A 19794-nucleotide genomic window follows, 5' to 3' on the forward strand; every position below is an offset into this window, starting at 1 on the left:
TCCCGGGCCACCCCCCCCGCGGCAAACACCCGCCCTGCGGGCGCCCACCCCGGCGGCGCGCCCCCACGAAGGGCGGATGTCGTCAGGTGGGGCGCCTCACGGCAGCACGCGGGGGCTGTACTTGACCGCCGCTCGCGCTTCCGCGCGTGCTCCGGCCTTGGCCATCGCGACCTTGCGCGCCTTGGCCGTGTTCTGCGCGATGAGAAGCAGCGCCTGCTCGGCGCGCTCACGGCGGAAGGTGGTGCGAGCGCTCGTGTTCCACGAGCGGTTGAACAGACGCTTCGCCGCAGCGAGCTGATCGGGCGACTTCGTGGTCAGCTCGTGCGCGAGGTCCATGGCGGCAGCCAGCGGGTCGTCGCTCACCTCGGAGGCGAGACCGAGCTCGACGGCACGATCGCCGGAGACCATCTCGGCCGTCATCGTGAGCTTCTTCGCCACGTCGATGCCGACGAGTTCCTTGAGCGACTGGACGCCGCTCATGTCGGGGATGAGCCCCCACTTGCCCTCGAGCACCGACCACTCGGCGTCAGGTGTGGTGTAGCGGTAGTCGGCGCCCAGCGCGATCTGCAAGCCGCCGCCGTAGCAGTGGCCGTGAACCGCGGCGACGACGGGAACCGGCACGCGCCGCCACGCCCAGCAGGCTTCCTGGAAGGTGTTCGTGCCGCGCCACGGGCGAGGGATGAACGCCGGGATGATCTTGGCCGGGGCCTTGTTGACCGATCCGAAGTCGAGACCGGCGCAGAACGAGCGTCCCTCACCCGAGACGACGACGACGCGGACGGCCTTGTTCGTGCGCACGTGGTGCGCCGCAGCCACCAGCTCCCCGAGCATGGGCAACGTGAGGCCGTTGAGCTTGTCCGGTCGGTTGAGCTTGACGTGGGCGATGCCCCCGGTGATCGTCGTCTCCACATTCGCCATTGCGTCAGCGTACGTCGACGGCGCCGCGTCCGACAGGCGATTGCCCGGGTTGTGCAGCGCACGAGCCATTCGTCGGCCGTCAGCCTGACGACGATCGTGCTCGTACAGCCCCTCGAGCACCATCGCCTCGTGGGCGGCGCCGCGGTAGAGCTCGAAGGCCGCCACGGTGATCCACGGAACGACGGTGACGACGAGAAGGACGACGGGCAGCGACACGTGCTGCGTTCGACAGGAGCACCGCACCCGCGAGCACGGCGAGGGTCGCGAGCAGGATGAACGTGTGCAGGCCGGCCCAGGAGCGGGTCGTGAGGTAGTGGGCGAGGTACAGTGCCACCGTGTAGAGGCCCACCGGAACGGCCAGCGCCAGAGCGGCGACCGTGTGGTCGACGTGCGAGCCCGTCTTCTCGAACGACAGGGCGACGACGTGCAGGCCCCCGACGACGGCCGCCAGGCTCGGCCACACGAGGAAGTGGGCGTAGCCGAAACCGAACGAGCGGCTGCGGAAGCGATGGAGCACCTTGCCGAACGGGGTGATGAAGTAGCTCCACCACATGCCCACCGCCATGGCGATGCCCGAGAGCGCCACGAGGATCGCGCTGCCCCAGTCGATGGTGCGCTCGGCGTCTCCGAGGATCTCCTCGAGCGTCAGCACGGGGCCCGCGACGATCTCGCCGATCGTGATGATGGTGAGCAGGCCGTGTCGCTCCGCGATGTGGTGGGCGTGCCACGGGGTGCCCTTTCCACGTTCGGCGATCAGGGGCCCTGTCAGCTCGACGCACGTGACGAGAGTCGTCAGGGTGAAGATCGCCGGGAGCGGCAGGTGCATACCCTCGAGAAAGGTCGTGGCGACCCACAGGATCTGTGCGACGACGAGGGTCGCCATGTACGTCGCGATCGCCCTGCGGTGCTCGGGGTCGCTGCGATAGGCGCGCGCCCACTGGCACAGCATCGCGCCCCGCATGATGACGTACCCGATGACGATGACCGTGTTGTCGAAGTGCCCTTCCTCGATCGCCTCGAAGGTCCGCGGGATGCCGAGGGTGAAAATGACGACGCCGACCATCTGCACCATCGTGAGCAGACGGTAGAGCCAGTCGTCCGAGTCGTACGCACTCGCGAACCAGGAGTAGTTGATCCAGGCCCAGATGATGCCGAAGCTCGTGAAGGCGAACGCCCGACGGCGCCCGCCACGTGGCCCACCGCAATCCCGTGCGCGAGCTGCGACGCCCCCGTCGCGACGGCGACGACGAACGTCAGGTCGAACAGGAGCTCGAGCGTGCTGGCCACGCGTCCGCTCTCGTGGGGGTCTCGGCCCGACATCGGGCGAATGCGAGAACGAAGGTCGTCGGCGGTGACCGAGGGGGTCGTCATGGCCGACACTATGACCCCGCGCGTCGACGCGTCAGAGCGCCGTCCACGCTCACGCGTCGGTGCGCAGCTCCGCCGACTCGTAGGTGCGGGCGCCCGCCAAGGACGGCGCGTAGGCGTGCACGGTGAGGGCTGGGCTGTCACCGAAGGCGCTCGTACGGTGAATGAGACCGGGCGCAAGCCAACGGTGTTCGTCGGCCGTCACCACGCGCGTGGTCTTCTCCCCCGACGGCAGGTGCACCTCTTCGAGCAACGATCCGCGCACGACGACGAAGGCACCGGACGCGGCACCGTGATCGTGCCAACCGCTCGTGGAGCCTGGCGGCCAGGTGATGGCCCACATCTCGAGGTGGGGTGTGCCGGCCAGCGAGGCACGGCGGCGGTTCCCGTCGGCCGGCAGGTCGTCGAGATGCGCGGCCAGCGAATCGTCGCTCGCGAAGAGTCGGGCCACACGCACGAGTTGCTCGTCGGTGAAGCTGGTGATGCCGGGGGCGTCGGACGAGGTTCGCATGGTGATTCCTGGAGTGATGAGGCAACCCAACCCGCAGAAGGCGGGGTCGACCGCGGACATCTCCCAGCCAACCACCTCCACCGAGCGTCCACTCCTCCCGCACCTGTGGATTTGCTGACACTTCCCCTGCGCAGCCGTCAATTTCCCGACAAGGGACGCGGCAGGCCGCGAGCAGGACGGAGACAGGGAAGACCGCCGAGCAGCGACCGCCGCACGGCGGGAAGGGGGGGGGGGGGGGGGGGGGGGGGGGGGGCGGGCGCCCCCCCCCCCCCCCCCCCCCCCCCCCCCCCCCCGGGGGGGGGGCGGGCGGCGTCGTCATGTGGCGCAGTAGCCGCGCGCGGAAGCGGTGAACGGGGCGTCGGACGGTCAGATGACCGGCACGATCGGCAGATATGCAGAAACATCCGCGCGCTGACCGGAGACGCGCAGCTTCCCGCCTGCGGCAGCCTCGGCCCACGTGAGGCGACCGGTCGCGAGGCGTAGCCACGTCGCCGCGTCGGTCTCGGTGACGTTCGGCGGAGTGCCTCGCGTGTGCACCGGGCCCGCGACGCACTGCACTGCCCCGAACGGCGGAACACGCACTTCGACCGTGCGCCCGGGTGCCTGGATGCCGAGCTCCTCGAGCGTGTAGCGCACGGCGGTTGCGGTGACGGGTCGCGTCGCGGCCTCGGGGTCGAGCGCCCAGGTGAGGACGGCCTCGCGGCCCGCGGCGGGGTCGATACGTCGACGAGGTGGCATGGCGTCGATCCTAGAACGGTGTCGCCCCCTTCCCTCCGACAGGCCCGCCCCGGGTAGCGCGCGGGCAGGCTTGCGCTGCACCACAGCCGACGCAGGACGAGGCAAGCGAGCCCACCGACCTAGAGTTGGGGAATGGCCCGCCGTCGCTCCTCCCCCGACCCCGCGCCGTCCGCACCCACGAACGAACGCTTCGAGTTCGTGCGCGACGATCGCGGCGGCGTGACGGTGATGCGCGACGGTCACCCGCAATCGCACGTCGACCCGGACGACCCGACCTCCATCGAGTTCGAGTACGTCCAGCACTTCGCGATGCTCGTCGACGCTCTCGCGCCGCCGGCTCCCGCACCGCTCGGGGTCACCCACGTCGGCGGCGCCGGGCTCACCCTGGCGCGCTACGTCGAAGCCACGCGCCCCGGCTCACCGCAGATCGTGCTCGAACCCGACACCCAACTCACCGAGGCCGTGCGCCGTGAGCTGCCTCTTCCACGCAGCCACCGCATCCGTGTGCGCGGCGTCGACGGGGCGGCCGGCGTGCGCGATCTCAAGGACGAGTCGGCGGACGTCGTCGTCCTCGACGCGTTTGCGGACGGGCGTGTGCCCGCGGAGCTCGTCTCCCCAGCGTTCGCCGATGACGTGGCGCGAGTGCTCAAGCCGAGCGGTGTGCTACTCGCGAACCTGTCCGACGAGCCGGGCTTCGCCTGGACCGGCCGAGCCGCGGCAACCTTCGTCGTGCGGCTCCCCCACGCCGTCGTCGTCGGGGCCCAGGAAGTGCTCAAGGGCCGTCGGTTCGGCAATGTCGTTCTCGCTGCGACACGGACGGAATCGTCCCTCGACGTCGCGACGATTCGACAAAGCGCGGCTCGCGCCATGTTCCCCACGGGAGTCCGGGCGGGCGCCGAACTCACCTCGCTCTTCCGCGGCGCGCCCGCTTTCACGACAGATGCCGAACGATCCCCCGTCCCACCCGAACTCGGCGCGTGGCGAGTGCGATGACGCGCCCCGCTCGCCCACGGAAGGTCACCTGATGCCCGAAGGTCACGTCACCCACCGAATCGCCGGCATTCTCAACGACCAGTTCTCCGGACGTGTCGTCGAATCCTCGTCGCCGCAGGGCCGATTCAGCGACAGTGCCGCTCGCGTCGACGGGCGAGTCTTCGACGCGGCCGAGGCGTGGGGCAAGCACATGTTCGTCGGGTTCGAGGGCATGGACGAGCGCGTCAACATCCACCTCGGGCTGCTCGGCAAGTTCTTCTTCACCGAGGGAATGGAACCGGCCGACGTGCCGGCGACGGGCGCCATCCGGTGGCGGCTCGGGGTCTCCGCAACGGACGGCGACCCGCGCGGGAGCGTCGTCATGGATCTGCGGGGGCCCAACGTCTGCGAGCTGCGCACGCCCGACGAGGTCGACACGATCACGTCGAAGCTCGGCGCGGATCCCCTGCGCGGTGACGCCGACCCCGAACGTGCCTGGGCTCGAGTGCGACGCACGAGCACGCCCGTCGCCGCGCTCCTCATGGATCAGAAGGTGTTTCCCGGCGTCGGCAACATCTACCGAGCCGAGGTGCTGTTCCGTCACGGCATCGACCCGAAGATGCCCGGCAAGTTCCTACGGCGCGAGGAGTTCGACGCGATCTGGGCGGACTTCGTCGCCCTCATGCCACTCGGTGTGCGTGACGGTCGAATCGACACCGTGCGACCCGAGCACACGCCGGAGGCGATGGGGCGCGAGCCGCGCGTCGACAAGCACGGAGGCGAGGTCTACGTCTACCGCCGGGCCGGTCAACCGTGTTTGGTGTGCGGCACACCCGTTGCGCTCGAGGAGTTCGCGGGCCGCAACCTGTTCTGGTGCCCGTCGTGCCAGCCGCGCCATCGTCGGCGCCGCGCCAATGCGTGAACTTGCATCACGAATCCCGCTGCCTCGTCACCGCGCCGCGGATCTCGAGCGCTACCGCGGCCGGCTCGCGTCGTTCGCCACGACGAGTGGTGAGCGCTTCGTCGCCTCGTGCTGGGACGAATCACCGTTCGGCTCGTGGGGCGGCCTGCTCGTCGCGGAGGCCGACGGCTGTCGAACCCTCTACGTGGAGAGCGAGATCCTCGCCGACGACGTGCGGCTGCTCCACGGCATCGACAACGTCGTCCTTGCTGACGTCCGCATCGCGCGGGCGGGGCAGGAATGGGCCGTCGAGGTCGATCCCGTCGAGGGGCCACCGCTGTCACGTCTCACCCTCACGCTGGGTAGCCCGACGCGCCGCGGGGCCGTCATCTCACGCCTCCCGTTATCCGTGACCGAGACGCGCGGGTTCGCCTGGTTCACCGAGATCATGCTGCGCGTCCTGTCGCTCGGTGTGCCGAGCTTTCGCGCGGTGTACGCCGTCGGACGCCTACGCGACGGCCGCCGCGAGCACCACTGTGCGCGCGGCGAGCGCGTCATCACGGCCGTCTCCGGCACCTACACAGGACGGCCACTCGGCAACCTGACGGACCTCACCGCGTGCGGCTTCGGCTTCAGTGACCCGCCGAGACATCCTGCCGTCGGAGAGATGACCGCGCTGCGCCAGCGGTGACCCCCGGCACGCGGCTTGCCGTCAGGCCGAGAAGACCTTGCCCGGGTTGAAGATGCCCTTCGGGTCGAGTGCGCGCTTGATCGCGCGCTGCATGTCGATGACGACACCCGTCTGCTCCTGCTCGAGCCCCGGCATCTTGAGCAGGCCGACGCCGTGCTCGCCGGTGACGGTGCCACCGACGGCAAGGGCGGCGTCGATGATCTCGGCGAACGCCGCTTGGGCGCGTTCGCGGGCGGCGTCATCGCCGGGCTCGGTGATGAGCAGCGGGTGGAGGTTGCCATCGCCGGCGTGCGCGATGTTGGCGATGACGGTGTCGTGCTTCGCGGCGATCTCCTCGATGCGCGAGAGCATGCCGGGCACCTCGGCCTTGGGCACGCAGACGTCTTCGGTGAGGGTGTCGCCGAGGCGTTCGAGCGCCGGGTAGGCCAGGCGGCGCGCCGCGAAGAACGTCTCCGCTTCCTCCTCGCTCGTCGAGCGGGCGGCGAAACTCGCTCCGGCGGAGGTGAACACGTCGACCATGCGGGTGGCCTCCTGCTCGCCGACGGCGCCCGGGTCGTCGATGCGGCCGAGCAGAACGGCAGCGCCGCCCCTACCCTCGCTCTTGCCGTCGAGGTGCTCGGAGCACATGTCGAGCAGGCCCATGTTCTTCCAGTCGTCCACAGCCTTGAGGCACACCTGGTCGACGAGTTCGAGTGCGGAGGGAGCGATTCCGGCGTCCGCGACGCCCTGGACGGCGACACCGGCAGAGACGACGTCCGGGAAGAACCCGACGACCGTCGTCTCGGGTGCGCGGGCCGCGCGCAGCTTGACGGTGATCTCGGTGATGATGCCGAGTGTTCCCTCGCTGCCGACCATGAGGCCGACGAGGTCGTAGCCGACGACGCCCTTCGCCGTTCGCCGTCCCACGCGCACGAGTTCGCCTGTACCGGTGACGACTTCGAGGGCGAGGACGTAGTCGCGTGTGACGCCGTACTTGACGCAGCACAGGCCGCCGGCGTTGGTGGCGCAGTTGCCGCCGATCGTCGACCAGGGCGCGGAGGCCGGGTCCGGCGGGTACCACAGGCCCTGCTCTCCCGCAGCGGCGCGCAGGTGGTCGTTGACGACGCCGGGCTGCACGACCGCGAGGCGCTCCGTCGCGTTGATCTCGACGATGCGGTTCATCTTCTCGAGGCTGATGACGACGCAGCCGTCGAGTGCGTTCGCGCCACCCGACAGGCCCGTTCCGGCGCCCCGTGGCACGACGGCGACATCGTGTTCGAGGCAGGCCAGAACAACCTGCTGAACCTGCTCCGACGTCGTCGGTCGTACGACGGCGGCGGGGGTTCCGAACGGCGCCCACTCGGCCTCGTCGTGGGCGTAGGACGCGATGACGTCAGTGTCGGTCACGAGGACGTCGGCGGGCAGAACTTCATGCAGGGCTTCGACGATCGCAGGCATGGTCCGACCATACTCATCGGCAGCAGCCCATCGACAGAGTGCCCGCCGCGGCTCACGACGAGACCCAACATTCGCAAAGTCCAGTGGAGCCATCCAACTGTTCGGTGCGTCTCACCCTCAGCGTGGCCACAGAACCTGCCCCGCAACGCTTTCAGATCGCCGATGAAGGAACGAGACCGATGACGACGTCACCGAACGCACCCTCCCGGACCACGCCGAACCTCAATGCCGTCCCCAACGCGTTCTGGGTCGGTCTGGCCGTCGGTCTGCTCGGTTTCGGCGTCAAACTCAGTCAGACCTCAACGCAAACTCACAACGGCGAGGTCACCTCGTGCTCGTCCGTCGATCTGACCGGTTTCTTCGTTGCGATCGCTCTCGGTGTCTGCGCCTGGGTGACGTGGTCTCCGACCGTCCAGCGCCTTGCGGACAAGCCGCCGGTGGCGCTGCGCGCGGGCTTGGTTGCCATCCTGCTCGCCCTGGCCGCCGTCCACCTGCTGCGCGGCTTCGGGCTGATCCTCTCCCCCTGCTGATCGTGTGACGCTCCCGCCGCTTTCGTTCGGTCGATCAGCTGAAGACCTTGCGCAGCGGCGCCTGGTGCGTCTCGGCGAGCTCGGCCACCGGCACGGAGAACAGGTCGCCGACGGCGAGCGCTCCCCCGCCCGTTTCGCCGATCTTCGTCGCGGGCACGCCGTGCCCACCGGCCATGGCCTCGAAGGCCTCGACGTGCTCGGGCGCAACAGCGACGAGTGCACGTCCGGCCGACTCGGAGAACAGCGAGACGAACGCGTTGCCCTGCTCGAACTCGACGGACGCACCCACACCGTGACGCACCGCACCCTCAGCCAGTGCGACCGCGAGGCCACCGGACGAGAGGTCGTGCGCCGAGGCGAACAGGCCGTCACGCGCACCGTCGATGAGGACGGTGGCGAGTGCCTTCTCGTTGTCGAGGTGAATCTGCGGCGGCGTGCCACCGAGGTGGCCGTGCACGACGCCCGCCCATTCGGAGCCGTTCAGCTCGTCGCGCGTCTCGCCTAGGACGTAGAGCGCGAGGCCAGCGTCCTTCCATGCCGACGGCGTGCGCTTGCTGACGTCGTCCATGACGCCGAGCACAGCGACGACGGGCGTCGGGTGGATGGCCACGTCACCGGTCTGGTTGTAGAACGACACGTTGCCGCCGGTCACCGGCGTACCGAACGAGCGGCACGCCTCGATGATGCCGTCGACCGCCTGGCTGAACTGCCACATGACACCCGCGTCCTCCGGCGAACCGAAGTTGAGGCAGTCGGAGACGGCGAGCGGCGTCGCACCCGTGGCCGCGACGTTGCGGTACGCCTCGGCGACGGCGTGCTGGGAGCCGATGAACGGGTCGAGCTTCGTGAAGCGTCCGTTGCAGTCGGTGGAAACGGCGACGCCCAGGCCGGTGCCTTCGTCGACGCGCACGACGCCCGCGTCGTCCGGCATCGCGAGCGCGGTGTTGCCCATGACGTAGCGGTCGTACTGGTCGGTGATCCACGACTTGTCGGCGATGTTCGGCGAACCGAGCACAGCGAGCAGCTGCTCGCGCAGCTCGTGACCCGACGACGGGCGCGTCAGCAGTGACGCGGAGTCGGACTGCAGTGCGTCGAGGTAGTCGGGGCGCGCGAGCGGACGCTCGTAGACGGGGCCGTCGTGAGCAACAGAACGCGGCGGAACGTCGACGACGACCTCGCCGTGCCACGTGATGACGAGGTGCTCGCCGTCCGTGACCTCGCCGAGAACGGTGGCCTCGACGTCCCACTTGTTCGCGATCGCCATGAACTCGTCGAGCTTCTCCGGCTCGACGACGGCCATCATGCGCTCCTGCGACTCGGACATGAGGATCTCCTCGGCCCGAAGGGAGCTGTCGCGCAGCGGAACACGGTCGAGCTCGATGCGCATGCCGCCGTCACCGGCCGAGGCCAGCTCGGAGGTCGCACACGAGAGGCCCGCGCCACCGAGATCCTGGATGCCCTCGACGACGCCCGCGGCGTACAGGTCGAGGCAGCACTCGATGAGCACCTTCTCGGCGAACGGGTCGCCGACCTGAACGGCCGGACGCTTGGCCGGGCCCTCGGCGTCGAACGTCTCCGAGGCGAGAACAGAGACGCCTCCGATACCGTCGCCGCCCGTCTTGGCGCCGAAGAGGATGACCTTGTTGCCCTTGCCCGCAGCCTTCGCGAGGTGCAGGTCCTCGTGACGCAGCTTGCCGACGCACAGGGCGTTGACGAGCGGATTGCCCTGGTAGCAGTCGTCGAAGACGACCTCGCCGCCGATGTTCGGCAGGCCGAGGCAGTTGCCGTACCCGCCGATGCCGGCGACGACGCCGGGCAGCACGCGGGCGGTGTCGGGGTGGTCGAGGGCGCCGAAGCGCAGCGGGTCCATGACGGCGATCGGGCGCGCGCCCATGGCCATGATGTCGCGCACGATGCCGCCGACGCCGGTGGCCGCGCCCTGGTAGGGCTCGATGTAGCTCGGGTGGTTGTGCGACTCCACCTTGAAGGTGACGGCCCAGCCCTGGCCGATGTCGATGACGCCGGCGTTCTCACCGATGCCGGCGAGCTGCTTGCCGCGCGGGGTCTCGCTCGGCAGGTCGCCGAAGCGGCGCAGGTGCACCTTCGAGCTCTTGTAGGAGCAGTGCTCGCTCCACATCACGGAGTACATGGCCAGTTCGGCGCTTGTCGGGCGGCGGCCGAGGATCTCGCGGATGCGGGCGTACTCGTCCTCCTTGAGGCCGAGTTCCGCCCACGGCTGCTCGACGTCGGGCGAGGCCTCGGCCTTCGTCACCGTGTCGAGGCCGTCGGTCTTGGGAGCAGCGATGATCTGGTTGCTGTCGGTGTGGTGTTCGCGGGCGCCGGCTTCGTGGCCGGGCTCGGGCGTCATGCTCAGGTCACTCATGTGTTCTCGTATCCCCTCAGACGTTCGCGAGCGCCTTGATCGCGCTCGTGAAGAACGTCAGGCCGTCGGTCGAGGGGCCGAAGCCCTCCTCGACGCAGTGTTCCGGGTGCGGCATGAGGCCGACGACGTTGCCGCGCTCGTTCGTCACGCCGGCGATGTCGCGGTAGGAGCCGTTCGGGTTGCCGTGCAGGTAGCGGAAGACGACGCGCCCCTCGCCCTCGAGTTCGTCGAGGGTCTTGGCGTCGGCGACGAAGCAGCCCTCACCGTTCTTGAGCGCGATGGTGATCTCCGCGCCCTGCTCGAAGTCGTTCGTCCACGCGGTGGAGGCGTTCTCGACGCGAAGCACCTGGTCGGTGCAGAAGAACTTCTGTTGCTCGTTGCGGATGAGCGCGCCGGGCAGGAGGTGGGACTCGCACAGGATCTGGAAGCCGTTGCAGATGCCGAGCACCGGCATGCCGCCCTGCGCGGCGGGCACGAGCTTGTCCATGACCGGCGCGAAGCGCGCGATGGCGCCGCAGCGCAGGTAGTCGCCGTAGCTGAACCCGCCGGGTACGACGACTGCGTCGACGCCCTTGAGGTCAGCGTCGCCGTGCCACAGGTCGACCGGGTCTCCGCCTGCGAGACGGACGGCGCGCTTGGCGTCGTGGTCGTCGAGCGAACCGGGGAAGGTGATGACGCCGATCTTCATCGGGCGTCCTCGTCGGCCAGGTCGTGGACGCTGATGACGTCCTCGATGACCGGGTTCGACAGGAGCTTGTCGGCGGCGTCGCGCGCCGCGGCGAGGTGGGCTTCGGTGACGTCACCCTCGACCTCGAGGACGAAGCGCTTGCCCTGGCGCACGTCGGTGAACTGCTCGAAACCGAGGCGCGGGAGCGCACCGGCGACGGCCTGACCCTGGGGGTCGAGGATCTCGGACTTCAGCATGACGTCGACGACGACGTGGCCCATGGGTTAACTCCTGCAGGTTTTCTTTGACACCGGCGTGGGCGTCGTTGGCTGGCTGAGGCGAACCTTTTGCCCTTCCGAGTGTACGGGGGCGGCGGCCTCCGCCCGACGGCGAGATCGGGCTCGCTGTCCCACCGACGAGCCAGTTCTGCGACGTCGAGCGAGCCTGCCAGAGGCCGGTTGCCCGTACTCCGCCGGGCCGGCGTTGCCTCCACGCTCGCGCTCGGGGCATGTGGCCCCGAGCAAACCTCCGCCGGTGGGGGCGCATCCGAGTCGAAGACCTCGAGCTCTACGGCGAGCGAGTCCTCCACGTCGAACGACAACAGTTCGTCCGACAGCCCATCCTCGTCGGCAAGCCCGTCGTCGGAAGGCACCTCCTCAAGCGGTTCCACGGCAAGTGAGAACTCCGGGCCCACGGGCGCCCGTCCGGACGCCCCCGAGACGATCAAGGTGCCGAGCAGCGAGGTCCTCAAGAGCGCGAAGGTCGTCATGGCCGGCGGGTACAAGGCATCAAAGGACTCCGGCTACGCCAAGCTCTACAGCGTCTGGAAGGTGGACGGCACGGGGCCGGGCGAGGCGACGATCCAGTACGAGCTCCTCGACTCCGCGGGCAAGGTTCTCGAAACCACCGAGGACAAGATCAACGTCGGCTCGGGCACCGGAATGACGAAGGTCTCGAACAAGATCAGCAAAGCCCCCGCCGGCGCGAAGAAGGTCCGCATGAAGATCACCAAGGTGACCGAGGACGAGAACTCCCACGACATCTCGGTGAGCAACGTCAAGGTGACGAAGGACGGCCACGAGGGCCGTTGGCCGCTCATCACGGGCACGTTCAAGGCGCCCGGGGACATCGGCCCGGTCGGTTTCAGCGCCGTGTGCCAAGACTCCACCGGTCGCGTCGTGGTCGGCAACGGCCTACCCACCGTCACCGGCGCCAAGAGCGGCGACTTCCGAGTCAAGCTCGGCGCGGCACCGGAGCACTGGGAACCCAGCAGCTGCTTCGTCGGACAGACGGGCTGACCGCAGCAGACACACGAAGCGCGGGCGACCCGGTGGAGGGCGCCCGCGCTTCGTGCGTCCCGGGGCTCAGGCGAAGATGCGACCCGTGAGGTTCTCGTACGCCTCGACGTACTTGGCGCGGGTGGCCTCGACGACGTCGGCCGGCAGCGCAGGCGGCTCCTCGCCACTCGCCTTGTCCCAGCCCGATGCGTCGGAGGTGAGCCAGTCGCGTACGAACTGCTTGTCGAAGCTGTTCTGTGCGCGGCCAGGCTGCCAGTCGTCGGCCGGCCAGAAGCGGGACGAGTCGGGCGTGAGCAGTTCGTCCGCGAGCACGAGCGTGCCGTCGGCGCGAACCCCGAACTCCACCTTCGTGTCGGCGATGAGGATGCCGCGCTCGGACGCGATCTCGTTGCCGCGCTGCAGGATCCGGACGGTGAGGTCCCGAATCTCCCCGGCTCGCTCGGCACCGATGAGATCGACGGCCTCGTCGTACGTCATGGGCTCGTCGTGCTCCCCCAGCTCGGCCTTCGACGTCGGCGTGAAGATCGGCTCGTCCAGCTTCGACGCGTCCTCGAGCCCCGCGGGCAGCGCGACGCCGCACACCGAACCCGTCTCGCGGTACTCGGACAGCCCGCCACCGGTGAGGTAGGCGCGGGCGATCGCCTCGAGCGGCACCATGTCGAGACGCTCGACGAGCACCGCGCGCCCGGCGACTGCCTCCGGCACGTCCGTGGAGATGACGTGGTTGGGCACGAGGTCCGCCATCTGCTCGAACCACCACAGCGACAGCTGCGTCAGCACCGCGCCCTTGTCCGGAATCGGCGTCGACAGGACGTAGTCGAACGCCGAGATGCGGTCGCTCGCGACGAGCAGTACCTGGTCGTCGCGCGGGTTGCCCGCGTCGTCGAGCGGCGCGTAGAGGTCACGCACCTTGCCCGAGTAGACGTGCGCGTAACCCGGCAGGTTCGGGGCGTCGGTCATGGACTCTCCTTGGAGCGGTGCGGGTTCGTCGAGGGTGTGGGCGTGAGGCTCAGACGATGATCTCGCCGCGCAGGGCCTTGAGTGCGATGTCGCTGCGGTAGTGCGAGCCGGGCAGGTCGATCTTCTCGACGCCCGCGTAGGCCACCTCGCGGGCCTCGCCGAGGTCGGCGCCGAGGGCGACGACGGAGAGCACGCGGCCACCCGAGGAGACGAGCGTGCCGTCGTCGCCGGCCTTCGTGCCCGCATGCAGGACGTAGGCGCCGCCACCGGCGCGCGAGCCGTCACCATCGACGTCCTCGAGCCCGCTGATGGGGTCGCCGGTCTTGGGCTGAGCCGGGTAGCCGTCGCTCGCGACGACGACGGTCACCGCGGATTCGTCGCGCCACTCCAGCGCCGGTAAATCGGCGAGTTCGACGCGTGCAGCCGCGCGCAGCAACTGGCCGAGCGGGGTGACAAGGCGCGCGAGGACGACCTGCGTCTCCGGGTCACCGAAACGCGCGTTGAACTCGACGACCTTCGGGCCCTTCGACGTCAGCGCGAGGCCGACGTAGAGCACACCCGCGAACGGGGTGCCGCGCTGCGCCATCTCGTCGATCGTCGGCTGCGCGACGGAGCGCACGATCTCGTCGACGAGATCGTGCGGCGCCCACTCGAGGGGCGAGTAGGCGCCCATGCCACCGGTGTTCGGGCCCGCGTCGTCGTCACCGACGCGCTTGAAATCCTGCGCCGGCTGCAGCGGCACGACGCTCGCGCCGTCGGTGATGCAGAAGAGGGAGACCTCCGGGCCGTCGAGGTACTCCTCGATGACGACGGTGGAACCCGCGTCGAGGCAGGCCTTCGCGTGGGCGAGCGCTTCGTCACGCTCGTCAGTGACGACGACGCCCTTGCCGGCAGCGAGCCCGTCGTCCTTGACGACGTGCGGGGCACCGAACGCGTCGAGCGCTGCAGCGACGGCATCCAGATCGGTGCAGGTGTGAGCCCCCGCAGTGGGGACGTTCGCGGCGTTCATGACGTCCTTGGCGAACGACTTCGAACCTTCGAGGCGAGCGGCCTCGGCAGAGGGGCCGAACGTGTCGATTCCTGCAGCCCGCACCGCGTCAGCGACGCCCGCGACGAGCGGCGCCTCGGGCCCGATGACGACGAGGTCGGCCCCGACCTCCTGCGCGAGCGCCGCGACGGCGTCGCCGTCGTTCGCATCGACCGGTCGGCAGTCAGCGATCTGCGCGATTCCGGGGTTTCCCGGCGCTGCGAGGACGGCTTCGACCTGCGGGTCTGCGGCCAGACCCCTGACGATCGCGTGCTCGCGCGCGCCCGTACCGACGACGAGTGTCTTCATGCGCCCAACCCTACCGGGGCTGCCCGCGACCGAACGGGGCGTAGGTGGGCCCGCAGAGCGCGCGGGCGTCCGTGCGACGAACATCGCAGGGCTCGTTGTCGAGATCGCAACACCTGAGCCTGCGGGAAAGGTACACGGTGTCTTGTTCCGACGCACGGTTCGCCGTCTGAGCGCGCATTGGATCAGAGCAAGTGCGGCCAGCTCCCGACGTTGCACTGACCATGCTCGTCGCTGCCCGTCGCGAGCACGACCCCGTCCGCTCGGAGCCCGAGGGTATGACGGGCGCCCGCGGCCACGGCGATGACATCCCGCCAATCCTGGACATCGCACTGGCCGTGGCTATTCGAACCGGCGGCCAAGACTCGCCCCGAGCCGGTGAGCCCCACGCTGTGGTGACTGCCTGCGGACACCTGGACGACGTTTCGCCACGTCAGGACGATGTCGACTCCGCTGTTTCTCGCCCCAACAGCCAACGAGCTTCCGTCGACCGTGCACGCAAGCGTGTGGAGGTAGCCCGCCGAGACCCCGACCACATCCCGCCAACCGACCACGTCCAACTGCCCCGCTCGATTGTTCCCTGCAGCAAGAACCATTCCGGCGGTCGTCACTCCGACGGAGTGCCAATCACCGCAGGTCACAGCCGTGACCCCACACCATTCATTGACGGCCGCCTGGCCCTCCGTGCTTCGGCCGGTCGCAACGACAGTCCCGTCCTGACAGACGCCCAACGTGAAGCGCCACCCGGCAGCAACAGTTCGAATACTGTTCCACGACCTGACATCACACTGACCGTTCCCGTTCCAACCGACGGCGAGAACAGTGCCGTCAGACTTCAGACCCACGGTGTGAGACTTGCCGGTGTTGGTGAACGCGTGCACGTTCCCCGCCGCTACGGCCACGATGTCGCTCCACCCGCCCACGGCCCCTTCGCCGGCGGAATCACCCCCGGACGCGACCACCGTGCCGTCACTGCACAAACCCACAGAGTGGCGACACCCGGCAGCGAGGTGGTTCGCGAGGGAAACAGAATGGCTCGGCATGGTCCCAGTCTGCTGCGCCTAGCTGTGAAGACCAGGAACGTTGGTCCGGTCTCTGAGAAGCGGCGACGCACGATGATCTGATCGGGTGACAAACGAAGGCCTCGCTAGGTGCAATTGGAGTGTCTGGTTCCCACACCACGCCGGGAGGCCTTCAGTGCCCACGCTGCCCGCTCCAACACCGCTCACACAGTCCGTACCCGCTTGTGTCTGGCCCGATGATCATCGACGACGGGTGGCACTCGCGCCGCGGAACGCTTGTGATGTGTCGTGGAGAACCGCCGCGAAATGGGCGATCCGTTACACGAGTGAAGGCGGTGACGGCCTACAGGATCGCTCCAGCCGTCCACCTCGCCAGCCTCGTTGGACTCGCAGACTCGAGCCGGGACGTGAGGCATCGAGTGAGGCCAGCGCCGCCATGAAGACACCTGAAGGGCCCTGCTACGCGGCGAAGCACGCGTGGGTCAGGCGACAGCCTCGAACGACAGGCGAAGCCCGAGCGCCTCGCTCACCTTCAGCACGGTCGTCCAGGTGGGGTTGCCCTGGTCGGACAGGGCCTTGTACAAGCCGTCGCGGCTCATGCCGACCCGGCGGGCGAGTTCGCTCATGTTGCCCGACCGGGCGATGACCCCCAGAGCGCGGGGCACCGCGGTCGGGTCCTCGTGAGACTCCTCGAGGGCGATGTGCAGGTAGCCGGCGACGTCCTCGATGTTCTCGAGGTAGCTCGCGGCGTCGAATCGGGTGTAGGTCTCAGTCATCGTGCCCCTCCTGCGTGTTCCAAGCGCTGGCCAGTTGCCGCGCCTTGGCGATGTCGTCGGTCTGGGTGGACTTGTCCCCGCCGCGCAGCAGCAGGACCACCTGCTGCTGTGCGGCGCGTCAGGTAGATCCGGTATCCGGGGCCGAAGGTGAGACGCAGCTCCAGGACGCCGCCACCGACCGGTTTCGCATCGCCGAGGTTGCCGGCGCTCAGACGATCGAGACGGGCCAAGATCCGCAGACGGCCTTGCCTGTCCTTCAGCCGACGCAGCCAACGATCGAAGTCCTGGGTGGTGAGAACCTCGAACGTGTGTCGATTATAGTCGACAGAGGGGATTCGGGCCAGAGCTCTCCAAGAGGTCCGCTCCGCGGCAGGAGTGGGCGCGAAGGTCGGTCGTGCGCCGCGTGAGTACTTGCTCGCACAGGGCTGACGTCGCTCGACCCGAGCGGGCCGCACAGGCGCGCGTGAGACGGGCGCCGGGCGGGGCGTGATCGCACACCGAGCGACGACTAAGCTGGAGTGCCACCCTGCGAGGGTGAACGGACCGCACGGCGATGGGAAACACTGCGTGAGCACAGCTCAGGGCACACGTTCGCACGAAGAACTGCCCGACGAGGTGAAGCAGGAGATCGCGCACGAGCAGGCGCACGTCGATCGCGTGTACTCCGAACTGGCGAAGGCCGGCGAGCGCGTTCAGCTCGTCGAGAGCGAAGGCCTCGCGCGCGGGCGCGCGAGCCGCTCCGGCGACATGCGCGACGAGGAGAAGGCCGGCCTGTTCGAACGCGACGCCCTCATGTTCTCCGCGGGCAAGCGCCGCGCCACTCTCGAGCAGCAGTTCGAGGGACTCGTCTTCGGACGCCTCGACATGGACCACGCGATGAGCTCCGACGGTTCCGGCTCGGTCTCCACCGGCTCCGGCGACGACCTCGAGGTGCGCTACATCGGCCGCCTCGGCGTGCGTGACGACGAGTACGAGCCCCTCGTCATCGACTGGCGCGCCCCCGCGGCGTCGCCCTTCTACCGCGCGACGCCGGTGGCGCCCGAGAACGTCGTGCGCCGGCGTGTGCTGCGCTGCCGCGACGCGAACGTGCTCGGCGTCGAGGACGACCTCATGGTCGTCGAGGCGCCCGAGGGCATGACGGTCGTCGGCGACGGCGCGCTCATGGCGGCGCTCACCCGTTCGCGCGGCGCGCAGATGCGCGACATCGTCGCCACGATCCAGCGTCACCAGGACGAGGCCATCCGGGCCGACGCGCGCGGCGTCACCCTCATCACGGGAGGCCCGGGTACGGGCAAGACCGTCGTCGCGCTGCACCGCGCGGCGTACCTGCTCTACTCCGATCGCCGCCGCTTCGAGTCGGGCGGCATCCTCGTCGTCGGCCCGTCGTCCGCGTACACCGCCTACATCGAGCGCGTGCTGCCCTCACTCGGTGAGGACTCCGTCGCTCTCCGAGCCCTCGGCGACGTCGTGGGCGGCATGACGGCAACGCGCCTCGACACCCCGGAGGCCGCCCGCATCAAGGGCACGCTCAGCATCCGCACGGTGCTCTCGCGCGCGGCGAAGGACGTGGCACCCGACGCGCCGGGGAGCCTGCGCGCGATGGTCGCGGGCCTCGCCGTCAACCTCGACGAGCCGACGTTGCGTCGCATCCGCGGCCGCCTGCTCTCTCACCACCAACACAACAAGCTTGCGGGCGACCCTAGCGATGTTGTCAGCGAACTTGCTTCTGCCGCATGGAATCAGGTGCGCACGCACACGAACATGGAGCGAACCGAGTTCATCGATCGGTTCGAGGACAGCCGTGACGTCGAGGCGTTCGTCGCCGACTGGTGGCGCCCGATCGACCCGCGTCAGGTGCTCCTGTGGCTCACCGACGCGGGCCGCCTGGCGCGCTTCGCCCGTGGCGTCCTCACCGACGCCGAACAGGCCGAGCTCGTCCGCTCGTTCGAGGCCGCCCTCGCCACCGGTGAGTGGTCCGTGGCCGACGTCGCCCTCGTCGACGACCTGCTCGCGCGCCTCGCCGAGGTGCCGGAGGCCCAGCGTGAGGAACGCGGCTTCTACGAGATCGAGGAGTTCGAGAGCCTCTCGGACTACGGCGTCACCGAGGTCGAGGTGACCGGTTCGCGCCGCCAAAGCCACGACGTCGGCTACGAGGTGACGCCGAAGGATGCCCGTGAGCGCCTGCTCGCCGGACGCCTGACGCGCGCGGACGAGTACAGCCACGTGCTCGTCGACGAGGCGCAGGACCTCTCCCCCATGCAGTGGCGGGCCGTCGGCCGCCGCGGGCGCTACGCGTCGTGGACCGTTGTGGGCGACCTCGCGCAGGCGTCGTGGCCGGACCTCGAAGAGGCCACTGCGGCGCGCGACGAAGCGTTCGGCTCGAAGAAGCGTCAGAGCTTCCACATGACAACGAACTACCGCAACGCGCGCGAGATCTTCGACTTCGCCGCCGAGCTCATCCGCCGCTACGTGCCGGACGCCGACATCCCGCAGGCCGTTCGCGAGACCGGCAATCACCCGACGTCGGTCACGGTGTCCCCGAACGACGTTCTCGCCCAGGCCCGCTCGGAGGTCGCCACGCTGCTCGAGCAGGTCGACGGCAGTGTCGCCGTCATCGCTCCTGCGAAGTGGCGTGAGGTTCTCGAGGAACTCGACGGACGTTCGGGGCGCGTCGTCGTCATCGACCCGATGTCGACGAAGGGCCTGGAGTACGACGCGACGCTCGTTGTCGACCCCGATGAGATCACCGCGGAATCGCCTGGCGGCGCCCGGGTTCTCTATGTTGTGCTGACTCGTGCCGCGCATCGCATGACGGTGCTCGACGTCCGCTGACCCCGATGCGAAGGGCCCTGCCATGACGACCACCCCCGAGCCTGCCATGCCGCCGAGCGACGGTGGGCGTTCGCCACACAGTTCCGTGGCCGGTACGTCGGACGAGGTGCTGGGCGCTTACCGGCGCAGCATCGACAACATCGACGCGGCGATCATCCACATGCTCGCCGAGCGCTTCCGCATCACGCAGGCCGTGGGTGAGTACAAGGCGACGCACGAGCTGCCGCCGGCAGACCCGTCGCGCGAGGAGCGTCAGGTTGCGCGGCTGCGCGCGCTGGCGACCGAGTCGGGCCTCGACCCGGAGTTCTCGGAGAAGTTCCTGCGCTTCGTGATCGACGAGGTCATCCACCACCACGTGCGCGCCGCCGAGCGTGGCTGACTCGTAGGACCGCAGCGAAGCGAGGATCCTGCGAGTCAGCCACGCGACAAAGGCGCGCCAAAAACACCGTGCCGCCGA

Annotated in this window: 20 protein-coding genes and 2 pseudogenes; 9 read left to right on the top strand and 13 right to left on the bottom strand. The window is 69.2% G+C overall.

The window, feature by feature from the left end; all coding sequences use genetic code 11:
• Positions 1–96 precede the first annotated feature (96 nt).
• The 4 genes from K9D12_RS14015 to K9D12_RS14030 form a co-directional block, all read right to left on the bottom strand.
• Positions 97–1041 carry a crotonase/enoyl-CoA hydratase family protein gene (locus K9D12_RS14015; protein ID WP_225911329.1) on the bottom strand — a complete coding sequence of 315 codons (945 nt, stop codon included), beginning with the start codon at positions 1039–1041 and terminating at the stop codon, positions 97–99.
• Complete coding sequence (locus K9D12_RS14020; RefSeq protein ID WP_197078968.1) at positions 998–2068, bottom strand: low temperature requirement protein A; 1071 nt, start codon at positions 2066–2068, stop codon at positions 998–1000. Before K9D12_RS14020 ends, K9D12_RS14015 begins: the two co-directional genes overlap by 44 nt.
• Before the next feature lie 270 nt (positions 2069–2338).
• Positions 2339–2797 (bottom strand): cysteine dioxygenase family protein, encoded by a 459-nt coding sequence (locus tag K9D12_RS14025; RefSeq protein ID WP_165357977.1) that lies wholly within the window; start codon positions 2795–2797, stop codon positions 2339–2341.
• Between the two features lie 366 nt (positions 2798–3163).
• Positions 3164–3535 carry a sterol carrier family protein gene (locus tag K9D12_RS14030; RefSeq protein ID WP_047312382.1) on the bottom strand — a complete coding sequence of 124 codons (372 nt, stop codon included), beginning with the start codon at positions 3533–3535 and terminating at the stop codon, positions 3164–3166.
• Between the two features lie 132 nt (positions 3536–3667).
• Here K9D12_RS14030 and K9D12_RS14035 point away from each other — a divergent pair, with 132 nt between their 5' ends.
• Genes K9D12_RS14035 through K9D12_RS14045 form a run of 3 tightly spaced genes read left to right on the top strand, consistent with a single transcriptional unit; the run spans position 3668 to position 6099 of the window.
• A complete protein-coding gene (locus tag K9D12_RS14035) occupies positions 3668–4528 on the top strand; it encodes a spermidine synthase (protein ID WP_129665109.1) in 861 nt (286 codons plus the stop codon).
• Positions 4529–4559: 31 nt separating this feature from the next.
• Positions 4560–5429, top strand: coding sequence for an Fpg/Nei family DNA glycosylase (locus K9D12_RS14040; protein WP_223060532.1), 870 nt, complete (start codon positions 4560–4562; stop codon positions 5427–5429).
• On the top strand, positions 5422–6099 hold the full coding sequence (locus K9D12_RS14045) for a hypothetical protein (RefSeq protein ID WP_223060533.1): 678 nt from the start codon (positions 5422–5424) through the stop codon (positions 6097–6099). Before K9D12_RS14040 ends, K9D12_RS14045 begins: the two co-directional genes overlap by 8 nt.
• 21 nt (positions 6100–6120) lie before the next feature.
• Here the strand turns inward: K9D12_RS14045 and K9D12_RS14050 are convergent, their stop codons facing one another.
• Positions 6121–7536 (bottom strand): FAD-binding oxidoreductase, encoded by a 1416-nt coding sequence (locus K9D12_RS14050; RefSeq protein WP_223060534.1) that lies wholly within the window; start codon positions 7534–7536, stop codon positions 6121–6123.
• Between the two features lie 179 nt (positions 7537–7715).
• Here K9D12_RS14050 and K9D12_RS14055 point away from each other — a divergent pair, with 179 nt between their 5' ends.
• Complete coding sequence (locus tag K9D12_RS14055; RefSeq protein WP_223060535.1) at positions 7716–8066, top strand: hypothetical protein; 351 nt, start codon at positions 7716–7718, stop codon at positions 8064–8066.
• A 34-nt stretch (positions 8067–8100) separates the two neighbouring features.
• On the opposite strand, the gene purL is transcribed toward K9D12_RS14055, so the two are convergent.
• From purL to purS, 3 genes are read right to left on the bottom strand one after another with little or no spacing between them, the layout of a single operon-like run.
• Complete coding sequence (gene purL / locus K9D12_RS14060) at positions 8101–10449, bottom strand: phosphoribosylformylglycinamidine synthase subunit PurL (protein ID WP_225911328.1); 2349 nt, start codon at positions 10447–10449, stop codon at positions 8101–8103.
• Between the two features lie 16 nt (positions 10450–10465).
• The gene (gene purQ, locus K9D12_RS14065) at positions 10466–11137 is read right to left on the bottom strand and encodes a phosphoribosylformylglycinamidine synthase subunit PurQ (RefSeq protein WP_223060536.1); all 672 of its coding nucleotides are present in this window, start codon (positions 11135–11137) and stop codon (positions 10466–10468) included.
• Positions 11134–11397 carry a phosphoribosylformylglycinamidine synthase subunit PurS gene (purS, locus tag K9D12_RS14070; protein WP_047312388.1) on the bottom strand — a complete coding sequence of 88 codons (264 nt, stop codon included), beginning with the start codon at positions 11395–11397 and terminating at the stop codon, positions 11134–11136. Before purS ends, purQ begins: the two co-directional genes overlap by 4 nt.
• A 227-nt stretch (positions 11398–11624) precedes the next feature.
• Between purS and K9D12_RS14075 the strand changes: the two genes are divergently transcribed.
• Together K9D12_RS14075 and K9D12_RS14080 are read left to right on the top strand one after the other, a co-directional pair.
• Entirely contained in the window at positions 11625–11795 is a 171-nt protein-coding gene (locus K9D12_RS14075; RefSeq protein WP_223060537.1) for a hypothetical protein, read from the top strand.
• A gap of 49 nt (positions 11796–11844) precedes the next feature.
• Positions 11845–12414, top strand: coding sequence for a hypothetical protein (locus tag K9D12_RS14080; RefSeq protein ID WP_223060538.1), 570 nt, complete (start codon positions 11845–11847; stop codon positions 12412–12414).
• Between the two features lie 66 nt (positions 12415–12480).
• Here the strand turns inward: K9D12_RS14080 and K9D12_RS14085 are convergent, their stop codons facing one another.
• The 3 genes from K9D12_RS14085 to K9D12_RS14095 form a co-directional block, all read right to left on the bottom strand.
• A complete protein-coding gene (locus K9D12_RS14085) occupies positions 12481–13374 on the bottom strand; it encodes a phosphoribosylaminoimidazolesuccinocarboxamide synthase (protein ID WP_047312391.1) in 894 nt (297 codons plus the stop codon).
• 49 nt (positions 13375–13423) lie between these two features.
• A complete protein-coding gene (gene purD, locus K9D12_RS14090) occupies positions 13424–14710 on the bottom strand; it encodes a phosphoribosylamine--glycine ligase (protein WP_223060539.1) in 1287 nt (428 codons plus the stop codon).
• Positions 14711–14892: 182 nt separating this feature from the next.
• Positions 14893–15750: a chromosome condensation regulator gene (locus tag K9D12_RS14095; RefSeq protein WP_223060540.1), complete on the bottom strand. Its 858-nt coding sequence runs from the start codon at positions 15748–15750 to the stop codon at positions 14893–14895.
• Between the two features lie 232 nt (positions 15751–15982).
• On the opposite strand from K9D12_RS14095, the pseudogene K9D12_RS15395 reads away from it, so the two are divergent.
• Positions 15983–16105: pseudogene (locus K9D12_RS15395) on the top strand (leucine zipper domain-containing protein); the annotation flags it as partial.
• Between the two features lie 106 nt (positions 16106–16211).
• Here K9D12_RS15395 and K9D12_RS14105 read toward each other — a convergent pair.
• Together K9D12_RS14105 and K9D12_RS15400 are read right to left on the bottom strand one after the other, a co-directional pair.
• Positions 16212–16505 carry an addiction module antidote protein gene (locus K9D12_RS14105; RefSeq protein ID WP_223060541.1) on the bottom strand — a complete coding sequence of 98 codons (294 nt, stop codon included), beginning with the start codon at positions 16503–16505 and terminating at the stop codon, positions 16212–16214.
• Positions 16506–16672: 167 nt separating this feature from the next.
• A pseudogene (locus K9D12_RS15400) lies at positions 16673–17080 on the bottom strand (hypothetical protein); the annotation flags it as partial.
• On the opposite strand from K9D12_RS15400, the gene K9D12_RS14115 reads away from it, so the two are divergent.
• Complete coding sequence (locus K9D12_RS14115) at positions 17073–19337, top strand: AAA family ATPase (RefSeq protein ID WP_223060542.1); 2265 nt, start codon at positions 17073–17075, stop codon at positions 19335–19337. The pseudogene K9D12_RS15400 and the gene K9D12_RS14115 overlap by 8 nt on opposite strands.
• 46 nt (positions 19338–19383) lie before the next feature.
• A complete protein-coding gene (locus K9D12_RS14120) occupies positions 19384–19716 on the top strand; it encodes a chorismate mutase (RefSeq protein ID WP_047312604.1) in 333 nt (110 codons plus the stop codon).
• The last annotated feature ends 78 nt before the right edge of the window (positions 19717–19794 follow it).

Source organism: Dermacoccus sp. Tok2021 (assembly GCF_019895135.1).
In the GTDB taxonomy this organism is placed as follows: Bacteria; Actinomycetota; Actinomycetes; order Actinomycetales; family Dermatophilaceae; genus Dermacoccus; species Dermacoccus abyssi.